This window comes from Actinomyces sp. HMT 175 (assembly GCF_016694895.1).
GTDB classification, from domain to species: Bacteria; Actinomycetota; Actinomycetes; order Actinomycetales; family Actinomycetaceae; genus Actinomyces; species Actinomyces oris.
In genome coordinates this window covers 2,358,517-2,374,075 of the sequence record NZ_CP068012.1, presented here as the reverse complement: position 1 = coordinate 2,374,075, position 15,559 = coordinate 2,358,517, and the positions used below count along the sequence as shown (strand labels likewise).

At 69.0% G+C, this 15,559-nt stretch carries 17 protein-coding genes and 3 tRNA genes; 15 read left to right on the top strand and 5 right to left on the bottom strand.

Going from position 1 to position 15,559, the window contains the following annotated elements; all coding sequences use genetic code 11:
* Nucleotides 1-23: 23 nt before the first annotated feature.
* From htpX to JJJ14_RS09920, 5 genes are all read left to right on the top strand, one after another.
* Nucleotides 24-893, top strand: coding sequence for a zinc metalloprotease HtpX (htpX, locus tag JJJ14_RS09940; RefSeq protein ID WP_003787115.1), 870 nt, complete (start codon nucleotides 24-26; stop codon nucleotides 891-893).
* 2 nt (nucleotides 894-895) lie between these two features.
* Complete coding sequence (locus JJJ14_RS09935) at nucleotides 896-1,438, top strand: AAA family ATPase (RefSeq protein WP_075374730.1); 543 nt, start codon at nucleotides 896-898, stop codon at nucleotides 1,436-1,438.
* 98 nt (nucleotides 1,439-1,536) lie between these two features.
* Nucleotides 1,537-2,463 carry a phosphotransferase family protein gene (locus JJJ14_RS09930; protein WP_236592799.1) on the top strand — a complete coding sequence of 309 codons (927 nt, stop codon included), beginning with the start codon at nucleotides 1,537-1,539 and terminating at the stop codon, nucleotides 2,461-2,463.
* A 95-nt stretch (nucleotides 2,464-2,558) separates the two neighbouring features.
* Nucleotides 2,559-3,824, top strand: coding sequence for a sensor histidine kinase (locus JJJ14_RS09925; RefSeq protein WP_141406604.1), 1,266 nt, complete (start codon nucleotides 2,559-2,561; stop codon nucleotides 3,822-3,824).
* Complete coding sequence (locus tag JJJ14_RS09920) at nucleotides 3,812-4,456, top strand: response regulator (RefSeq protein WP_070512283.1); 645 nt, start codon at nucleotides 3,812-3,814, stop codon at nucleotides 4,454-4,456. The genes JJJ14_RS09925 and JJJ14_RS09920 overlap by 13 nt, the downstream gene beginning before the upstream one ends.
* A 20-nt stretch (nucleotides 4,457-4,476) precedes the next feature.
* Here the strand turns inward: JJJ14_RS09920 and JJJ14_RS09915 are convergent, their stop codons facing one another.
* Nucleotides 4,477-4,974 carry a YajQ family cyclic di-GMP-binding protein gene (locus JJJ14_RS09915; RefSeq protein WP_003787109.1) on the bottom strand — a complete coding sequence of 166 codons (498 nt, stop codon included), beginning with the start codon at nucleotides 4,972-4,974 and terminating at the stop codon, nucleotides 4,477-4,479.
* A 159-nt stretch (nucleotides 4,975-5,133) separates the two neighbouring features.
* Here JJJ14_RS09915 and JJJ14_RS09910 point away from each other — a divergent pair.
* The 6 genes from JJJ14_RS09910 (at nucleotide 5,134) to JJJ14_RS09885 (ending at nucleotide 7,829) form a co-directional block, all read left to right on the top strand.
* Nucleotides 5,134-5,215 (top strand) — tRNA-Tyr (locus JJJ14_RS09910).
* A gap of 110 nt (nucleotides 5,216-5,325) precedes the next feature.
* A tRNA-Thr gene (locus JJJ14_RS09905) sits at nucleotides 5,326-5,398 on the top strand.
* A gap of 38 nt (nucleotides 5,399-5,436) precedes the next feature.
* Nucleotides 5,437-5,510: transfer RNA gene (locus JJJ14_RS09900), tRNA-Met, on the top strand.
* A gap of 60 nt (nucleotides 5,511-5,570) precedes the next feature.
* On the top strand, nucleotides 5,571-5,741 hold the full coding sequence (rpmG, locus tag JJJ14_RS09895; RefSeq protein ID WP_003779904.1) for a 50S ribosomal protein L33: 171 nt from the start codon (nucleotides 5,571-5,573) through the stop codon (nucleotides 5,739-5,741).
* Between the two features lie 103 nt (nucleotides 5,742-5,844).
* A complete protein-coding gene (locus JJJ14_RS09890) occupies nucleotides 5,845-6,651 on the top strand; it encodes a MaoC/PaaZ C-terminal domain-containing protein (RefSeq protein ID WP_236592798.1) in 807 nt (268 codons plus the stop codon).
* Nucleotides 6,652-7,157: 506 nt separating this feature from the next.
* Nucleotides 7,158-7,829 (top strand): MarR family winged helix-turn-helix transcriptional regulator, encoded by a 672-nt coding sequence (locus JJJ14_RS09885; RefSeq protein WP_101558685.1) that lies wholly within the window; start codon nucleotides 7,158-7,160, stop codon nucleotides 7,827-7,829.
* Between the two features lie 13 nt (nucleotides 7,830-7,842).
* Here the strand turns inward: JJJ14_RS09885 and JJJ14_RS09880 are convergent, their stop codons facing one another.
* Complete coding sequence (locus JJJ14_RS09880; RefSeq protein ID WP_201444023.1) at nucleotides 7,843-8,508, bottom strand: Maf family protein; 666 nt, start codon at nucleotides 8,506-8,508, stop codon at nucleotides 7,843-7,845.
* Nucleotides 8,509-8,542: 34 nt separating this feature from the next.
* Between JJJ14_RS09880 and JJJ14_RS09875 the strand changes: the two genes are divergently transcribed.
* The 4 genes from JJJ14_RS09875 (at nucleotide 8,543) to JJJ14_RS09860 (ending at nucleotide 12,750) form a co-directional block, all read left to right on the top strand.
* A complete protein-coding gene (locus JJJ14_RS09875; protein WP_201444022.1) occupies nucleotides 8,543-9,460 on the top strand; it encodes a biotin--[acetyl-CoA-carboxylase] ligase in 918 nt (305 codons plus the stop codon).
* An 89-nt stretch (nucleotides 9,461-9,549) separates the two neighbouring features.
* Complete coding sequence (locus JJJ14_RS09870; protein ID WP_070512272.1) at nucleotides 9,550-10,698, top strand: adenylate/guanylate cyclase domain-containing protein; 1,149 nt, start codon at nucleotides 9,550-9,552, stop codon at nucleotides 10,696-10,698.
* 217 nt (nucleotides 10,699-10,915) lie between these two features.
* Nucleotides 10,916-11,587, top strand: a complete 672-nt coding sequence (locus JJJ14_RS09865) for a response regulator transcription factor (protein ID WP_009406998.1) — start codon at nucleotides 10,916-10,918, stop codon at nucleotides 11,585-11,587.
* An 86-nt stretch (nucleotides 11,588-11,673) separates the two neighbouring features.
* Nucleotides 11,674-12,750: a sensor histidine kinase gene (locus JJJ14_RS09860; protein ID WP_201444021.1), complete on the top strand. Its 1,077-nt coding sequence runs from the start codon at nucleotides 11,674-11,676 to the stop codon at nucleotides 12,748-12,750.
* Nucleotides 12,751-12,797: 47 nt separating this feature from the next.
* Here the strand turns inward: JJJ14_RS09860 and JJJ14_RS09855 are convergent, their stop codons facing one another.
* From JJJ14_RS09855 to JJJ14_RS09845, 3 genes are all read right to left on the bottom strand, one after another.
* Nucleotides 12,798-13,511 carry a VTT domain-containing protein gene (locus tag JJJ14_RS09855; RefSeq protein WP_201444020.1) on the bottom strand — a complete coding sequence of 238 codons (714 nt, stop codon included), beginning with the start codon at nucleotides 13,509-13,511 and terminating at the stop codon, nucleotides 12,798-12,800.
* Nucleotides 13,512-13,622: 111 nt separating this feature from the next.
* On the bottom strand, nucleotides 13,623-14,183 hold the full coding sequence (locus tag JJJ14_RS09850; RefSeq protein WP_442859444.1) for a GtrA family protein: 561 nt from the start codon (nucleotides 14,181-14,183) through the stop codon (nucleotides 13,623-13,625).
* 40 nt (nucleotides 14,184-14,223) lie between these two features.
* Entirely contained in the window at nucleotides 14,224-15,495 is a 1,272-nt protein-coding gene (locus tag JJJ14_RS09845; RefSeq protein ID WP_201444018.1) for a hypothetical protein, read from the bottom strand.
* Nucleotides 15,496-15,559 lie beyond the last annotated feature (64 nt).

Here is a 15,559-nt window from a genome sequence, read left to right as displayed (position 1 = left end):
GGTTCATCCCATAGTCTCCACCCATGACAAGGACTCACCACTACAACGGTCTCAAGACCGCCGTCCTCCTGGGCGGCATGTGGAGCCTGCTTCTCCTGCTCGGCTACGTGCTGGCCCGGGGGACCGGCTCCGCCATCTGGCTGGTGATCGCGCCGGTCATCGGCCTGGTGCAGACCGCCCTCGGCTTCTGGAACTCCGACAAGATCGCCGTGCGTTCCATGGGCGCCATCGAGGTCACCGAGGCCCAGCAGCCCCAGATGTACGCCATCGTGCGTGAGCTCTCCGCCGCTGCCGGCCAGCCCATGCCGCGCCTCTACGTGGCCCCCACGATGAGCCCCAACGCATTCGCCACCGGCCGCAGTCCCTCGCACGCCGCCGTGTGCTGCACGCAGGGCATTCTCCAGCTCCTCAACGAGCGTGAGCTGCGCGGCGTCCTGGGCCACGAGCTCTCCCACGTCTACAACCGCGACATCCTCACCTCCTCGGTGGCCGCGGGTATCGCCGGCGTCATCTCCTCCATGGTCACCATGGCCATGTGGTTCGGCGGCGGCAACCGGCGTGACCGGGACGGCGGCAACATCATCGCCGTCCTGCTGCTCTCCCTCCTGGCGCCCCTGGCTGCCGCCATCACCCAGTTCGCCATCTCCCGGACCCGCGAGTACGACGCCGACCACGACGGCGCCGAGCTCACCCAGGACCCGCTCGCCCTGGCCAGCGCGCTCAGTAAGCTCGAGTCCGGAATCTCGCGCGTGCCCATGGGGCAGGACCCACGCCTCGAACCGGTCTCCTCCATGATGATCGCCAACCCCTTCGGAAGCCTGCGCAACCTCTTCGCCACCCACCCGCCCATGGACAAGCGCATCGCCCGCCTCGAGCAGATGGCCGGGTACTGACAGTGCCACTGACCGTCGTCGGCGGACTACCGGCAGTCGGCAAGACCGCCGTGTGCCGGGAAGTCCTGCGCCTGCGGGCCGAGGCGCGGCCGCGGAGTCGACCACCGACCTGGTTGCGCATCGACTCCATCGAGCAGGCTCTGCGGGACAGCGGTGAGATGCTCCCCGGCATGCCCGCGGGCGCCGGATACTACGTGGCTGCCGCTGTGGCCCGGGACGTCCTGGACTCGGGCGGGGACGTCCTGGTCGAGTGCGTCAACCCGCTGCCCCTCACCCGCCGCCTGTGGGGGAAGACAGCCTCAGACCTGGGCGCCCGGTTTCTCGCCGTCGAGCTCATCTGCTCCGATGAGGCCGAGCATCGGCGCCGCGCCCAGCAGCGGGTGAGCGACATCAAGGGACTTGATCTGCCGGGGTGGCAGGAGATCACGCACCGTGATTACGTCCCTTGGCCTGAGGCCGACCTCCGCCTCGACACCGCCCGGCTCACCGTCACCGAGGCCGCCCGGGCCATCGTCGACCTCGGCCTCGCGGATGGAACCCGATGACGGTGGACAGGGGAGTGGACACTCCACCTCCCACTGGAACTGACGACGACATCGCCCCACGCATTAGGGCCGCCGTCGACGCCGGCGAATTGCGCGGCGTGACGACCGGACCGGTCGAGCGGCTGGGGACCGGTGAGAGCTACACCGCCTGGCGAGTCGGCTCCGGGGAGCAGGCCCGGGTCCTGCGCCTTCCACGACGCCCGCCCCATGACCTGCCTCGCTCCATGCAGGCCGAGTTCGAGGTCCTCAGACGCGTCCCACCCGAGCTGGGAACCAGCGCCGTCGCCCTGGAGACCGGCAGCGACAACCCGCTCGGCACCCCCTACATGGTGACCACCCACGTCCCCGGTCGGGCCCTGCGCACCGCCGACTGGAACCCGCGGTTCGCCACCGCCCTCGCCCACCAGATCGCCCGCCTGCACGAGGCACTCGCCACCGCCACCGCCACCGCCCCCACGCCGTCGGCCGCCTTCGTGCCTAGCGCCGACGAACAGGGGGAGGATCTGGCGACCTGGTGGGGAGAGCATCATCCGCAGACCCTCACCGACCCCCGCGTCCGCGAGCTCCTGCCCGCCTGGCGCCGTGAGCTCGACCGCCTCGCCCCGGCCTTCGAGGCGGTCCCCACCCACCGACTCATCCACGGCGACGCCGTCGCCCCCAATGTCATCCTCGGCCCCGACGGCCTGCCGCGACTCATCGACTTCGAGTGGTCCGGGCCCGGCGACACCGCCAAGGACCTGGCCCTCATCGGGGGCCGGGTGACCGGCGGGCCCTGGTACCTGCCCATGACGCCCGACGACGTCACCGCCTTCGTCACTGAGTACGCGCGGTACTCGCGGCGCTCGCGGCTTGCGCAGGACACGGGTGCCGCCGACCTGCAACGGCTGCTGGAGCGCCGCGAGGCCTACGAGCTCCTCGACCGCCTGGGCAACCTTCTGTACTGCCTCAGCCGCCCCGGCGAGGCCCGCTACGGCAGATGGGCCGATGAGCTCGCTCGCAGCCTGACCGCCCGACTCGGTGGCTGAGCCGCCCGCTTCAAGGCAGTGTCGGGCTAGCCCCACCATGGCTCCGCCAGGTGGCAGGATTGGGCGTGATTCCGGCCCTGAGGAGGATATGAGGCATGAACCGATCAGCATGGGCCGCGCGATACCGCCAGCTCGGCAGGGACGCTGCCTTCCTCCTCCTCAGCGGGCCACTGAGCCTGCTCGCCTTCTACCTGGTTGTGCCGCTGACCGCCCTCGGTGTGGTCACCACCATCATCTGGGTGGGGCTGCTGCTGCTCATCATCGACCTGAGCATCGCCGGGGGCTTCGCAAACATCGCCCGCCTCGCCGTGGCGCGCGTGGACGGGCGCGAGCCGGTACCCGGCGGCTACCTCGAGCCCGAGCCGGGGGCCTCCGCGCGCCGTCGGCTCTTCCGGCGCCTGCGCGACCCTCAGCGCTGGATGGACCTGCTGTGGGCCGTCATCTACTTCCCGGTCTCCCTCATCACCTGGATCATCAGCGTCGTGTGGCTGGCCCTGGCCGTGGCAGGTCTCCTGGCCCCCATTGCCGACATCACCCTCGACCTGGTCCTCGATCCGGCCGTGGGGCAGCGTCAGGGACTGGCTCATCTTCTGGGCCTGCAGCCGGAGCTGTTCTGGGACATCGGTTTCAACCTCACCTGCGGCATCGTCTTCTCCCTGACCGCCCCCGCCGTCCTGCGGGGCCTGGCCGCCATGCAGACGGGTCTCATCCGCGCCATGCTCTCCTGGCGCAGCGAGGTCAGCCGCCTCCAGACCTCCCGGGCCGCCGTCCAGCGCGCTGAGGCCGACACCCGCCGCCGCCTGGAGCGCGACATCCACGACGGCCCCCAGCAGCGCCTCGTGCGCCTACGCATGGACCTGGCCCGTGCCCACCGGCAGGCCGAGAAGGACCCGGCGGCCGCGTCGGCCATCATCCAGGGCGCCATGGAGCAGACCCAGCAGACTCTCGACGAGTTGCGTCAGCTCTCCCGCGGCATCGCCCCACCTGTCCTCATCGACCGTGGCCTGGCGGCCGCCATCACCGAGGCCGCCACCCGCTCCTCCGTCCCCGTCACCGTGAGCACCGAGCTGCCCGACCTGCCCGACCACGTCTCCCAGGCCGCCTACTTCGTGGTCAGTGAGGCGCTGGCCAACCTCAACAAGCACTCCGGGGCCACGGCCGCCGGCGTCGATGCCCGTATCGTCGACGGCGCCCTGCTCGTGAGGATCAGCGACAACGGCATCGGAGGGGCCTCGACCGCCAAGGGACACGGCCTGGCCGGCCTGGTCGAGCGCCTCAATGGTGTCGACGGTAGGCTCTTCATCACGTCCCCGACCGGCGGACCGACCACACTGGAGGCGAGAATCCCGTGCGCGTTCTGATCGCTGATGACTCCGTCCTCCTGCGCGAGGGACTGGCACTCATCCTGGCCGACGGCGGACACGAGGTCGTCGGGGGAGTGGGGGACGGTGAGGCCCTCGTGAGCGAGGCCCTGCGGCTGCGGCCCGACGTCGTCGTCGCCGACATCCGCATGCCGCCCTCCCACACCGACGAGGGCCTGCGGGCCACCACCCGCATCCGCGCCCAGTGGCCGGGTGCACCCATCCTGCTGCTGAGCCAGTACGTCGTCGCCGGCTACCTGCCCGAGCTCCTGGCCGACGGCGGCGGCGCCCTGGGCTACCTCCTCAAGGACCGGGTCGGCGACATCGACGCCTTCCTCGGCGCGGTCGAGCGGGTGGCGCGCGGCGAGCTCGTCCTGGACCCCGACGTCGTCTCCCAGGTCCTCCAGCGAGGCCGGCGAGACGACCCGCTCACCGAGCTCACGCCCCGCGAGCGGGAGGTCCTGGCCCTCATGGCCGAGGGCCACACCAACGCCGGCATCGCCACGATCATGGTGGTCACTGAGGGGGCCGTGGAGAAGCACACCCAGCGGATCTTCGCCAAGCTCGGCCTGCTGCCCGACGCCGCCGTCCACCGCCGCGTCAAGGCCGTCCTGACACTACTGTCGGCCTAGACGCCGGGGGCGAGCACCGCTCAGCGGTAGTTGACGAACTGGAGGGCGGCGTCGACGTCGAGGTTCTTCAGCAGGGCGATCACCGTCTGGAGGTCGTCGCGGGACTTTGAGGTCACGCGCACCTCATCGCCCTGGATCGTGGCCTTGACGCTCTTGGGGCCCTCGTCACGGATCGCCTTGGTGATCTTCTTGGCCACCTCCTGGGTGAGTCCCTCGCGCAGCGGGCAGGCCAGGCGGTAGATCTTGCCTGAGGGGCGCGGCTCCTTGTCCCCCAGGTCCAGGGCCTTGAGGGAGACGCCGCGGCGGAAGAGCTTGGACTCCAGGACGTCCAGGATCGCCAGGACCCGCTCGGCCGTGTTGGCCTCCAGGGTGATGGTGTCGCCCGACAGGCTCACGGAGGCGTCAACGCCGCGGAAGTCGTAGCGCTGGGAGATCTCCTTGGCGCACTGGTTGACGGCGTTGTCCACCTCCTGGCGGTCGAGGCGGGAGACGACGTCGAAGGAGGAGTCGTTGGCCATGGCGGCAGTCCTTTCCGGGGTGGGGACTTCAGTCGCCCCGAGTCTAGGTGGGTTGTTCTGTGAGGAGGGTCCTACGGGGGCGATTGGCGTTTCGCGCCGCTGCCTTGCTATTCTTCCACGGCGCCAAGCGATGACCGAGAGGTCGGAGCGCGGAGCCAAGGCGGGTTGCCCGAGCGGCCAATGGGAGCTGACTGTAAATCAGCCGCGTAATGCTACGGGGGTTCGAATCCCTCACCCGCCACGGCGATCACTCGTGATCGCACCTCGCCATCCGGTGAGGGCCGCAGTGAGCGAAGCCACGGCGGAACGAATTGCCAGAGCGATTCGAATCTGCCTAGGATTCGGCTCGTTGCCCCGATAGCTCAGTCGGCAGAGCGTCTCCATGGTAAGGAGAAGGTCAAGGGTTCGATTCCCTTTCGGGGCTCTCACAGCGGGGGCCACTGGCCCCCATTGTGTTCCTATGGCGAGGTAGCTCAGCTGGTTAGAGCGCACGACTCATAATCGTGAGGTCGAGGGTTCGAGTCCCTCCCCCGCTACGCAAGCTTTCGAGTACAGCGTTCCGTCGCATGCTCGAGGATCGACACGAGGAGACAAACGTGGCCAGCAAGTCCGCCGACGTTCGCCCCAAGATCACTCTGGCCTGCTCGGAGTGCAAGGAGCGCAACTACATCACCAAGAAGAACCGTCGGAACACCCCCGACCGTCTCAGCATCGCCAAGTTCTGTGCTCGCTGCGGCAAGCACACCGAGCACCGCGAGACCCGCTGAGCATCGCACAGCGATCCCGGTCTCGGCCGGATAGCGAGCCCCGTCGACATGACGTCGGCGGGGCTTCGTCGTCTCCTCGAAGCGGGTGCCTAGCATCGTGAGGGTGAACGGTCTCAGCTCCTGTGACGACGCCGTCGAGCGGCTCGCAGCAGTCCTGAGTGGGGTGCTCGCAACCGGCTCCTCCGGACAGTCCGACCGCGAGGCTCACCGCCAGGCCCGGCGGGGAGCGACAGCGATCCTCCCCGCTGTGCATGCCCTGCACCGGATCCAAAGCCGGCTGCGGGACTGCCGGGGAGAGGCCGCCTGGGAGGGCCTGGTGCACCGCCGTTGCCGTATGAGTGCGAGCTCCACGGGTGGAGGCGTCGCCCCGGGGCCGGCCGCGGCCGATGGAGTCTCGATCCGGCAGGTCGAGCGCGCCGGGTGGGAGCTCATCCAGGCGACGGTCGAGGCGCCGGCGGAGGGGCAGTACTGGCGGGTGACCCATGAGCTCGCCCGCCGGACGTCGCCGTCCGGGGCAGATGCCGTCGAAAACGGGACACTCACGGCCCCGGGGGCCGGATTTGATACACCGTCGGGCTGCGTGTTCTACCGGCTCGCTGACTCCGATGTGGTCTCCTGGGCACAGGCCAGCGGAGACCGGAACCCCATCCATCTCCTTCCCGGAAGGGCGGCTGAGGCGGGTCTTTCGGTCGGTTCCGGCGAGGTCGTCGCTCACGGCTTGCTCCTCGGAGCGATCAGTCTCGCCCTGGTCCAGCCTTCGCCTTCACGGCAGGTCGGCCTCGTATTCATTGGTTCTGCTGATGTTCCGGCCTCCGAGTGCGGCGCGGAGGAGTCGTGGGCGATGCTCGCCGTCGATCCTGTCAGCGGAGACATCACTCAGGGCCGGCGTCCCGTCCTGCGCCGCCAGTGATTCCATCCATCCCGTCAACGCCACCCGGAGATGGTGCGGAATCCAGGCAGTCTCCCTATCGGTACATGAAGGAATAGTGATCGCTTACTGGAGGGAATTCTGACGGAGATTCATTACCGCCTTGAAGGAAGTGACGCGAAGACGTGAAAATAAATTATAGACCCCCAGCCAATCATCGGTAGATGGGGATGATAGCGTAACAAAGGTGGGTATTTGGGATGTCAAACTGATGTATGTCAGGTGACATGAAGTCAGTGCCTGAATTGTTTTCCTGCACAGAAGTGGATCTCCGAGATCCGCTCAGTATCAACGAAAAGTGGAGGGGTTGCCTGTGTTTCCAAGGTTGCCTGATGTTGTGGGTCACTGTGGTGGAGTGCTGAGTCTCCGACCGAGTGTGATAAAAAAGAAGTGGAGCCGCGCTTGTATGAAAGCCAAAGTCGATCAACAAGTTCGTGCTCGAGGGTTCGCGACCTGCCACAGGTCGGTGCTGAGAGGAGTCGATAAAGGTGATTACCGCAGAGCGGACGATGGTGGAATCGACGGCCTGCGTCGAGGATGTCGAGATGACGTGGACTCAGAGCGATCAGGAAGCCGTTGAGGCCACCTACGGCCAAGAACTGGCCGGGGCTGCGGGATCTCCCGAGGACGGTCTGGAGCCGGCCGGTGGCTGCGGCCAGAGCGACTCCTTGGAGCAGAAGGGCTTCCGTCGGCTCGATGAGATCGAGATGGATGCCTGGCGCTCCTTCCTGGCGGCCTCCACCTCCGTCACCGCCCGTCTCAATCGTGAGCTCGAGGCCGGGTGCGGCATCTCCATGCACGAGTACGAGATCCTGGTGCGCCTGTCCGAGGCTCCTGAGCAGACTCTGCGCATGTCCACTCTCGCCGAGCACGTCTCGCACTCCCGCTCACGGCTGACCCACACGGTCCGACGCCTGGAGAACGTGGGGTACGTCGAGCGCAGTTCCTGTGACTCCGACCGTCGCGGCGTCAACTGCACGCTGACGCCGCAGGGTCTCAGCTTCCTGCGAGAGGCGGCTCCGGTACATCTCGACGGCGTACGCCGCCATGTCGTCGACCGTCTCAGCCGTGAGCAGCAGGTCGCCTTGGCTGAGCTCATGAGGGTCATCGCCCAGGCCCCGGACTCCTCCTGTGGGCTCTCGGCGGCCTCGGCCTCCTGAGACTCCTGCGCGATCAGTGGGCGTCGTCAGCCGGTTTCGTCATCGGTGGCGGCGCCCACAAGTCTGTCCAGACCACGTCCAGGTCCGCCAGAAGGCGGCGCAGCAACGGCAGGGAGATGCCGACGACTCCGTGAGGGTCGCCGTCAATCCCCTCGATGAAGGCACCGCCCAGGCCGTCAATGGTGAAGGCTCCGGCGCACCACAGCGGTTCCCCGGTGGCGATGTAGGCCTCGATCTCAGCCGGGGACGGGGAGCCGAAGCGGATGGTGGCCGAGCTGACCCCCTCGGCGATGGCGCCGTCGGCGGTGCGCATCAGGAAGTGCCCCGTGTGCAGGGTGCCGGTGCTCCCGCTCATCATCCGCCAGCGCTCACGGGCATCGGCGGCGTCGATGGGCTTTCCGACGACCTGGCCGGAGATCTCCAGCATGGAGTCGCAGCCCACGACCACCTCGGCCTCCTGCGGGTCGGTGGACGCCATGACGTCGAGGGCCTTAGCCCGAGCCAGGGCCTGGACCTGCTCGGCGGCGGTCGGGGCCGCTAGCCCGGCCTCGCGGCGCCGTCGGATCAGCTCGTCGAGCACGGCCTCCTCGTCGACGTCGGAGACCCGCACCAACGGCTCGACCCCTGCGGCTCGCAGGGTGGCCAGTCGGCCGGATGACTTCGAAGCCAGGAGAATCACGTCGCCAGACTATACGGGCCGGTAGTCTCGGATCATGATCTCAGGCGGAAGCCCCTTCTCGCGTCTCGACACCGTTCCCGTCACCGGATCCACCCAGGACGACCTGCGCGCAGCCCTCACGGGACCTGAGCGGGCATCCTGGCCGCACCTGTCGGCACTGCGAGCACTCGCTCAGACCGCCGGCAGAGGGAGGTCCGGGCGCGCCTGGGTCACCCCCGACGACGGAGGGGCGCTCCTGGTCTCCGTGGTGCTCAGGCCCCTCGTCCCCGCCCAGTGCCTGGGCTGGCTGCCGCTGCTGGGCGGCCTGGCCGTCCGGGACGCTCTGACCCCCCTCGTCGAGGACCTGCCCTGGCGCGTGGGGACCAAATGGCCCAACGACGTCGTCGCCCTGCCCGATGACCCGGCGGCCGTGCCCGCAGTGCCCGGCTGGGCCGGCACACGCAAGATCGCCGGCGTCCTCAGTGAGCTCATCATGCCGGAAGCCGCCGCAGGGGGTGCCGCCCGCGTCCTCGCTCCAGACATGGTTCCAGCCGACCGTGATGAGGCGCCCATGGTCATCCTCGGAGTCGGCGTCAACATCGGGCAGGCGGCTGAGGAGCTGCCGGTGCCCTGGGCCGGCTCCCTGCGCACGCTGGGCGCGGTCGGTACGGGGAGCGGACCCGATCCGGAAGACGCCGTGGAGATCGTTCTGACGGCGATCGGCCACCACCTGGCCCGGCTTATCGGACAGTGGGAGGAGGTCGGCGGGAATGTCGACGCATCAGGCGGCGCGCTCGGGCGCCGGCTGCGCGAGGCGCTGACCACCCTGGGGAAGCAGGTCAGTGTCCAGGCTCCTGACGGTGAGCTCGGTGGGCTGGCTGTCGACGTCACCCCCGCCCTCGTGCTGCGCACCCAGGCCGGTGACACAGAGGTTCGCGCCGGCGATGTGACCCTCGTGCGAATGGAGGGCTGAGAGGGTCGTGAGAATCATGAACTCGTTGCTGGTGAATGCGGTCTGTCGCCCAATGGGCATAAGCGTGTGATCTGCGCTACTGTGGCAGGGTGACATTGGACAGCCAAGCGAGCGAGGAGCTCGCACCGGACTCCCGCGGGGGTGTCTCCCAGCAGATGGCTCACCAGGGCGCGCATCGTGTCGAGGGTGAGGCCGCTGCTGAGGTGGACCCCGCGGAGAGAACCACCCTGGTGGGACACGAGAGCCTGCTGCTGGGGGCGCCCCCCAGCCTCACCCTGACCGAGCTGGCTCAGCGAGCTGGAACCAGCATGGAGGTGGCGCAGAAGTTCTGGCGCGCCATGGGCTTCGCCGATGTCCAACCCGATGAGGTCCGCTTCACTGACCAGGATGTTGCCGCACTTCAAGACACCGTGGCGCTGCTGGATGAGACCAGCGACTCCTCCCTGGCCTCGGCCAGCGTGCTCGAGCTCCTCAGGGCCCAGTCCTACACCATGGACCGCCTGGTCCTGTGGGAGCTGGAGACTTTCGTCACGGACCTCAGTGAGCGTCTCGGGCTGGATGACACCGCCGCACGGCTGGTGGCCCTCGATCGCATCGACGGCCTCGTGGAGCTCCTGTCGCGCCAGCTGACCTACGTGTGGCGCCGTCACATGGCCTCCATCCTGGGGCGCACCGATGCGGAGGTGTCGACCCGGGGCAGGGAGGACACCGGCCCCGATCTCTACCCGCTTATCCGCTCCCTGGGCTTCGTCGACATCGTCTCCTTCACCCAGCGCGCTCAGGGCATGAGCAAGGCCGCCCTGACCCACATGCTCGAGGACTTCGAGAACACGGCCCGGGACGTCATCACCTCGCGGGGCGCGCGGGTGGTCAAGACGATCGGGGATGCCGTCATGTACATCTCCGACGACCTGCTGATCGCCGCCGACGTCGTCACCGCCTTAGTCGAAGAGCTCCAGAAGGGGCCGGATGCGATCCGGGTGCGGGCCAGCCTCGTCGAGGGGCGGGTCATCTCCCGCTCCGGGGACGTCTTCGGTCCCACCGTCAACCTGGCCTCCCGGCTCGTGGACGCGGCCGAGCCCGGCGGCATCCGCCTGGACGAGTCCACCGCCATGGCCATTCTCCGCTCGCCCGAAGCGGGGCGGTACCGGGTGGGGCAGTGCCATGAGGTCGTGGCCAAGGGGCTGGGGCAGATCGTGCCCTGGTCGCTGGAGCGGACCTCACCGACCCGCCCCTGAGTCGAACCCCTCGTTCCGTTACCATCTCGTGATTTTCTGTCCCTTCGGCTCGTGAAGGGGCTGCTCGATCCTGGGTTTTTCCGCGGTATCCTCGCCGAAACGTGGTCTGGCTGTCAGAGGTTCGGGGAGCCAATGCCTCGGAGGTGGTCACGTCTTGATATCTTCTCCACCTCTGGGACGATGGCGGAGGGGTGCGTCGTCACCTAACATCGCGGATGTGACAACTGTTCTGCTCGTCGAAGACGATCCTGCCATCTCCGAGCCCCTCGCCCGCGCCTTCGGACGCGAGGGCTATGAGGTCCTGACCCACGGCACCGGTAAAGGCGCCCTCGAGGAGGTCTCGGCCGCCGACATCATCGTCCTGGACCTGGGACTGCCGGACATCGACGGCCTGGACGTGGCCCGTCAGGTGCGGGCCCAGGGTCTGACGATCCCGATCCTCATGCTCACCGCCCGCAGTGAGGACTCCGACCTCGTCGTCGGTCTGGACGCCGGGGCTGATGACTACGTCACCAAGCCCTTCCGCCTGGCCGAGCTGCTGGCTCGCGTGCGGGCACAGGTCCGCCGCGCCTCGGGGGAGGCCACTGAGGACGAGCTGAGCGTCGGGGAGATCCGGGTCGACGTCGCCGCTCACCGGGCCTTCGTCGGCTCGCGCGAGCTGCAGCTGACGACCCGGGAGTTCGAGCTGCTCCGGGTCCTGGTGCGCGCCGGCGGCAAGGTCGCCTCCGGTGAGGACATCCTCAAGGAGGTCTGGGGTGAGGACCCCACCGGGAGTCCCCAGACCCTCCAGATGCACGTGACCTGGCTGCGTCGCAAGCTCGGTGACGATGAGGAGCGGCCTGCGCTTCTGCTGGCCCAGGAGGACGGTTACCTCCTGACCGCCGGCTGAGTCGCTGACCGGGAGGGCTTCCCGAGAGGAGTGCTGGGTTCCCAAGGCGCCTCGATGAACTGATCGGGGCTGAAGGAGGGCTTGCCATGCGTCGTTACGCCATGACGATGACGATGTCGGCGGTGTCCGTGGCCGTCCTCCTGTTGGGACTGCCGCTGGGGGGCGCCTGGATCGCCAGCGCGTTGCGCTCCGCCGGAAGCGGCGACCGGGTCGTCATCATCGGCACGGTCATCCTCACGGTTCTGGTGCTCACCGGTACCGCGCTCACGGCGGCCTCCGTGGTGGCCTCCCGGGTGTCCAGGCGCATCTCGGCCCCGCTCATCTACCTGGCCGCCGAGGCCGAGCAGCTCGGCAGCGGCCAGGTCCGCCCGAGGCTGCGCTCCTCGGGGATCGAGGAGATCGACCTGGTCCAGGCCGAGCTGGTGCGTTCGGCCGAGCGCGTGGCCGGACGCATCGCCGCTGAGCGGCAGTTCGCCTCCGATGCCTCCCACCAGCTGCGCACACCGCTGACCAGCCTGTCGCTGCGCCTGGAGGAGATCGAGCTGCTCGCCGGCGAGGAGGAGGTGCGTGCCGAGGCCCACGCCTGCCTGGAGCAGGTCGAGAGGCTCACCGGCGTCGTCGAGGACCTGCTCAAGGTCTCGCGCCGCAGCGGAGGCGGGACCACCGAGGCGCTTCACCTCAAGGACATCTTCGCTCAGCAGCGCGAGGAGTGGGAGCTGGCCTTCGAGCAGGCCGGGCGCACCATCACCTTCTCCGACGAGATCAGCCACCCGGTCCTGGCCACGCCCGGGTCCCTGGCCCAAGTGCTGGCCACCGTCATCGAGAACTCCCTGCGCTACGGGGCCGGGACGACCTCGGTGAGTGTGCGCGGGGCCAACGGCGGTCACGCGGTCTTCATCGACATCACCGACGAGGGCGAGGGCGTGGCCGAGGACATCGCACCGCACGTCTTCGAGCGGCACGTCTCCGGCTACGGCTCCACCGGCGTCGGGCTGGCCCTGGCCAAGGACCTCGTCGAGGCCGACGGCGGCCGCATCGAGCTGTCGCAGCGCAGCCCGGCCGTCTTCTCCATCCTGCTCAACGCCGTCCCCAAGTCCCTGGACCCCAACAACGTCTTGCCGCAGGGAGCGCTGGTCTCGGTGGGCCGGCGTCGTCGCTTCTGAGTCGCCGCTGAACCCTCGCGCGACGGAGAGGTGAGGGCAGTGGCGCGTCAGGAGTTCTGGCGGCGGGACTTGATGACCTTTGAGATGGCGGAGGCGAGCATCGGCGCCACCGAGATGAAGACGATGACAAGGATCATCGTGTCGATGTTCTCCCGGATCCACTCGAAGGATCCCAGGAAGTAGCCCAGCCAGGTGATGCCGAAGGCCCAGAAGGTGGCGCCCAGGATGTTGAAGGTGATGAAGTGGCGGTAGCGCATCTTGCCGACGCCGGCGATGACGGGCGTGAAGGTGCGCACGATCGGCACGAACTGGGCCAGGGTGACGGCCTTGCCACCGTGGCGCTCGAAGAAGTCCGAGGTGCGCTCCACGTACTCCTGCTTGAACAGACGGGAGTCGGGCTTGTTGAAGATCGCCGGCCCCGCCTTGCGGCCGATGAGGTAGCCGGTCTGGTTGCCGGCGACGGCGGCAAGCCATACGAGGGGGGCCGCCACCCAGATGTGTACGCCGACGGCGCCGGTGCCCACGAACATCCCCAGCGTGAAGAGCAAGGAGTCGCCCGGCAGGAAGAAGCCGATGAGCAGGCCGGTCTCGGCGAAGATGACGAGCATGACGCCGAGGATGGCCCAGGGGCCGAACCACTTGACGATGGTCGTGATGAGGTTGGCGGCGTCGAGCCACTCGGGGCCGAGCATCGGCGCGTGGACTAAGGGGAGGGCTGTGGGCAGGTTCAGCGCCGGTGCGAAGGCGTTCAGGGCAGTCACCGTGCAAGGCTAAACGCTGCCCCGGCGGCCATGCCGTGAGAGTGATCCCCTCGGGGCTGTGGCATCGGGCACCCCTCAGGCCGCTGCCAACCGGGCCGGTCTTGTTGGGCCTCAGGGGCGAGCTGAGACGGGAACGGCCGCAGACGCGGCCTCGCCGCCTGCCTGCCCCTGGGTGTCGGTGCTGTCGGTGTCGTCGTCGGGGGAGTGGTCCTTGTGCCCGGTGAAGACGATGTAGTGGTAGAAGACGAAGCGGAATGCTGTCCCCAGGCCGAAACCGACGACGTAGGCGGCGACGTTGTCCGCCAGCGGGGAGGTCAGCCCCAGGACGTGGTGGGTGAAGAGCAGGCAGAACTGTGTGATGGCGATGCCGCCCAGGTTGGCCAGGACGAACAGTGTGGCCTCGCGGGCGACGTTCTTCTGGGTGCGACCCCGGTAGGTCCAGTAGCGGTTCGCGATCCACGAGAAGACGGTCGCGGTCGAGGAGGCTAGCAGCTGGGCGGAGTTGGGGTGACCGGAGAGGACACCTGTGGGGCCATGCTGGAGCAGGTTGAACAGGCCGACGTCGATCACGTAGGCCGCGGCGCCCACCATGCCGAACTGCATGAACTCCTTGACGAGGGCGATGAGCCTCTGGGTCAAGGAGTTGCCGGAGGAGCGCGTCATGGCGGGCATCCTATGTCGATGACAGTCAGGTCACGCAAGCCGGGGCCGCTCACGGCACCCAGTGAACACTGACGCTGCCCAGGTCCCACACCCACGAGACCCACAGCAGCTGGCCGGCGATGCCCGCCGCCAGCAGGGCCAGCTGCCGGCGGGTGGTGCCGGCCGCCACGGCCAGCGCCCAGCCCGCCGGGGCCAGGGGCAGCAGGAGGCGCAGCACCGACGTCGTCGGGTCGAAGAAGACCAGGAGGTAGAGCAGGTAGCCCAGGCACCAGAACCAGGCTGCGGGCCCCAGGGCCCGCAGGCTCGGGGCGCTCAGGAGCAGGCCCACCGCGACCAGCACAACGGCCAGCAGGGCTGGACCCAGGTGTGGTCCCACCCAGTCGCCCAGGCGGATCGCCCACTGCACGACGGGCGCCAGGTCCGCCCCACGCCAGGAGGTCTCGGTGGCGGTGTAGGCGTCCTGTCGGCCCGTGACCAGCCAGGCGATGACCGGCCAGCTCAGGGCCGCCGAGCAGGTGAGCAGGGCCAGCACCAGCAGTCGCAGGCGTGCGCCCGGCGCCTGCGGGGCGTGGCCGGGCACCAGACGCGCGAACCAGGTGGGCGGGACCCAGCCGCGGGCGCAGGCCACCTCCCAGGCCCACCACAGCCCCAGCGCCGCCCCCAGCGGGACACCGATGGGGCGGGCGAAGCAGGCCGCCAGCGCCAGGGGAATCGCCGTCAGTGACCGCCCGCGGCTCGCCAGCCACAGCGTCAGACCCACCAGCACCAGCCCCAGGGACTCGGCGTAGGGGACCTGGAGGACCGCGGCGCACGGCGAGGACCAGACCAGGGCCACCGCCCACAGGGAGGCCCGCCTGCCCGCCACCGGTGAGAGCCAGCGGTCCATGACGACGGCCGCACCCGCCGAGGCCAGGACCGATACGAGGGCGGCGCGCACGTAGAAGGACCAGCCGGTCCAGCCCAGCAGGGAGGCCGCGGCGCTCAGCAGCGGCATGAAGGCCCAGGTGTTCTGGGCCACCCGTCCGTCGCCGCCCACGGGCAGCCGCTCCGGGTAGCCCTCCTCGACGATCCGGTTGTACCAGCCCGAGTCCCAGAAGCGCAGGTGCTCCTCCCAGGACGGTGCGGCCCCGGCCCACGGGGTGGCGGGCGTGTCCTGGGCGCCCAGCCGCAGGATGAGGAGGGACACGGCGCTCGCCGCGGCCCAGACCGCCAGGACCTGGAGCCAGTGGTGCGGCCCCGAGGCGGCGTCGTGCGTCGAAGACGAGGGCGGGGCATGCCGGGCGCTGGAGGACGCGGAGGACTCTGAGACGGGTGGGGTCACGGCCCCCACCCTACGGTCTGGACCCGTGCGCGGTGAGGATGAGCGACATGCGGGTAGCCTTGGG

Excerpts from the sequence above, each read along its gene's own strand:
- JJJ14_RS09925 (WP_141406604.1), top strand. The coding sequence starts at position 2,559 with ATGAACCGATCAGCATGGGCCGCGCGATACCGCCAGCTCGGCAGGGAC.
- JJJ14_RS09875 (WP_201444022.1), top strand. The coding sequence starts at position 8,543 with ATGATCTCAGGCGGAAGCCCCTTCTCGCGTCTCGACACCGTTCCCGTC.
- JJJ14_RS09860 (WP_201444021.1), top strand. The coding sequence starts at position 11,674 with ATGCGTCGTTACGCCATGACGATGACGATGTCGGCGGTGTCCGTGGCC.
- htpX (WP_003787115.1), top strand. The coding sequence starts at position 24 with ATGACAAGGACTCACCACTACAACGGTCTCAAGACCGCCGTCCTCCTG.
- JJJ14_RS09850 (WP_442859444.1), bottom strand. The coding sequence starts at position 14,183 with ATGCCCGCCATGACGCGCTCCTCCGGCAACTCCTTGACCCAGAGGCTC.
- JJJ14_RS09915 (WP_003787109.1), bottom strand. The coding sequence starts at position 4,974 with ATGGCCAACGACTCCTCCTTCGACGTCGTCTCCCGCCTCGACCGCCAG.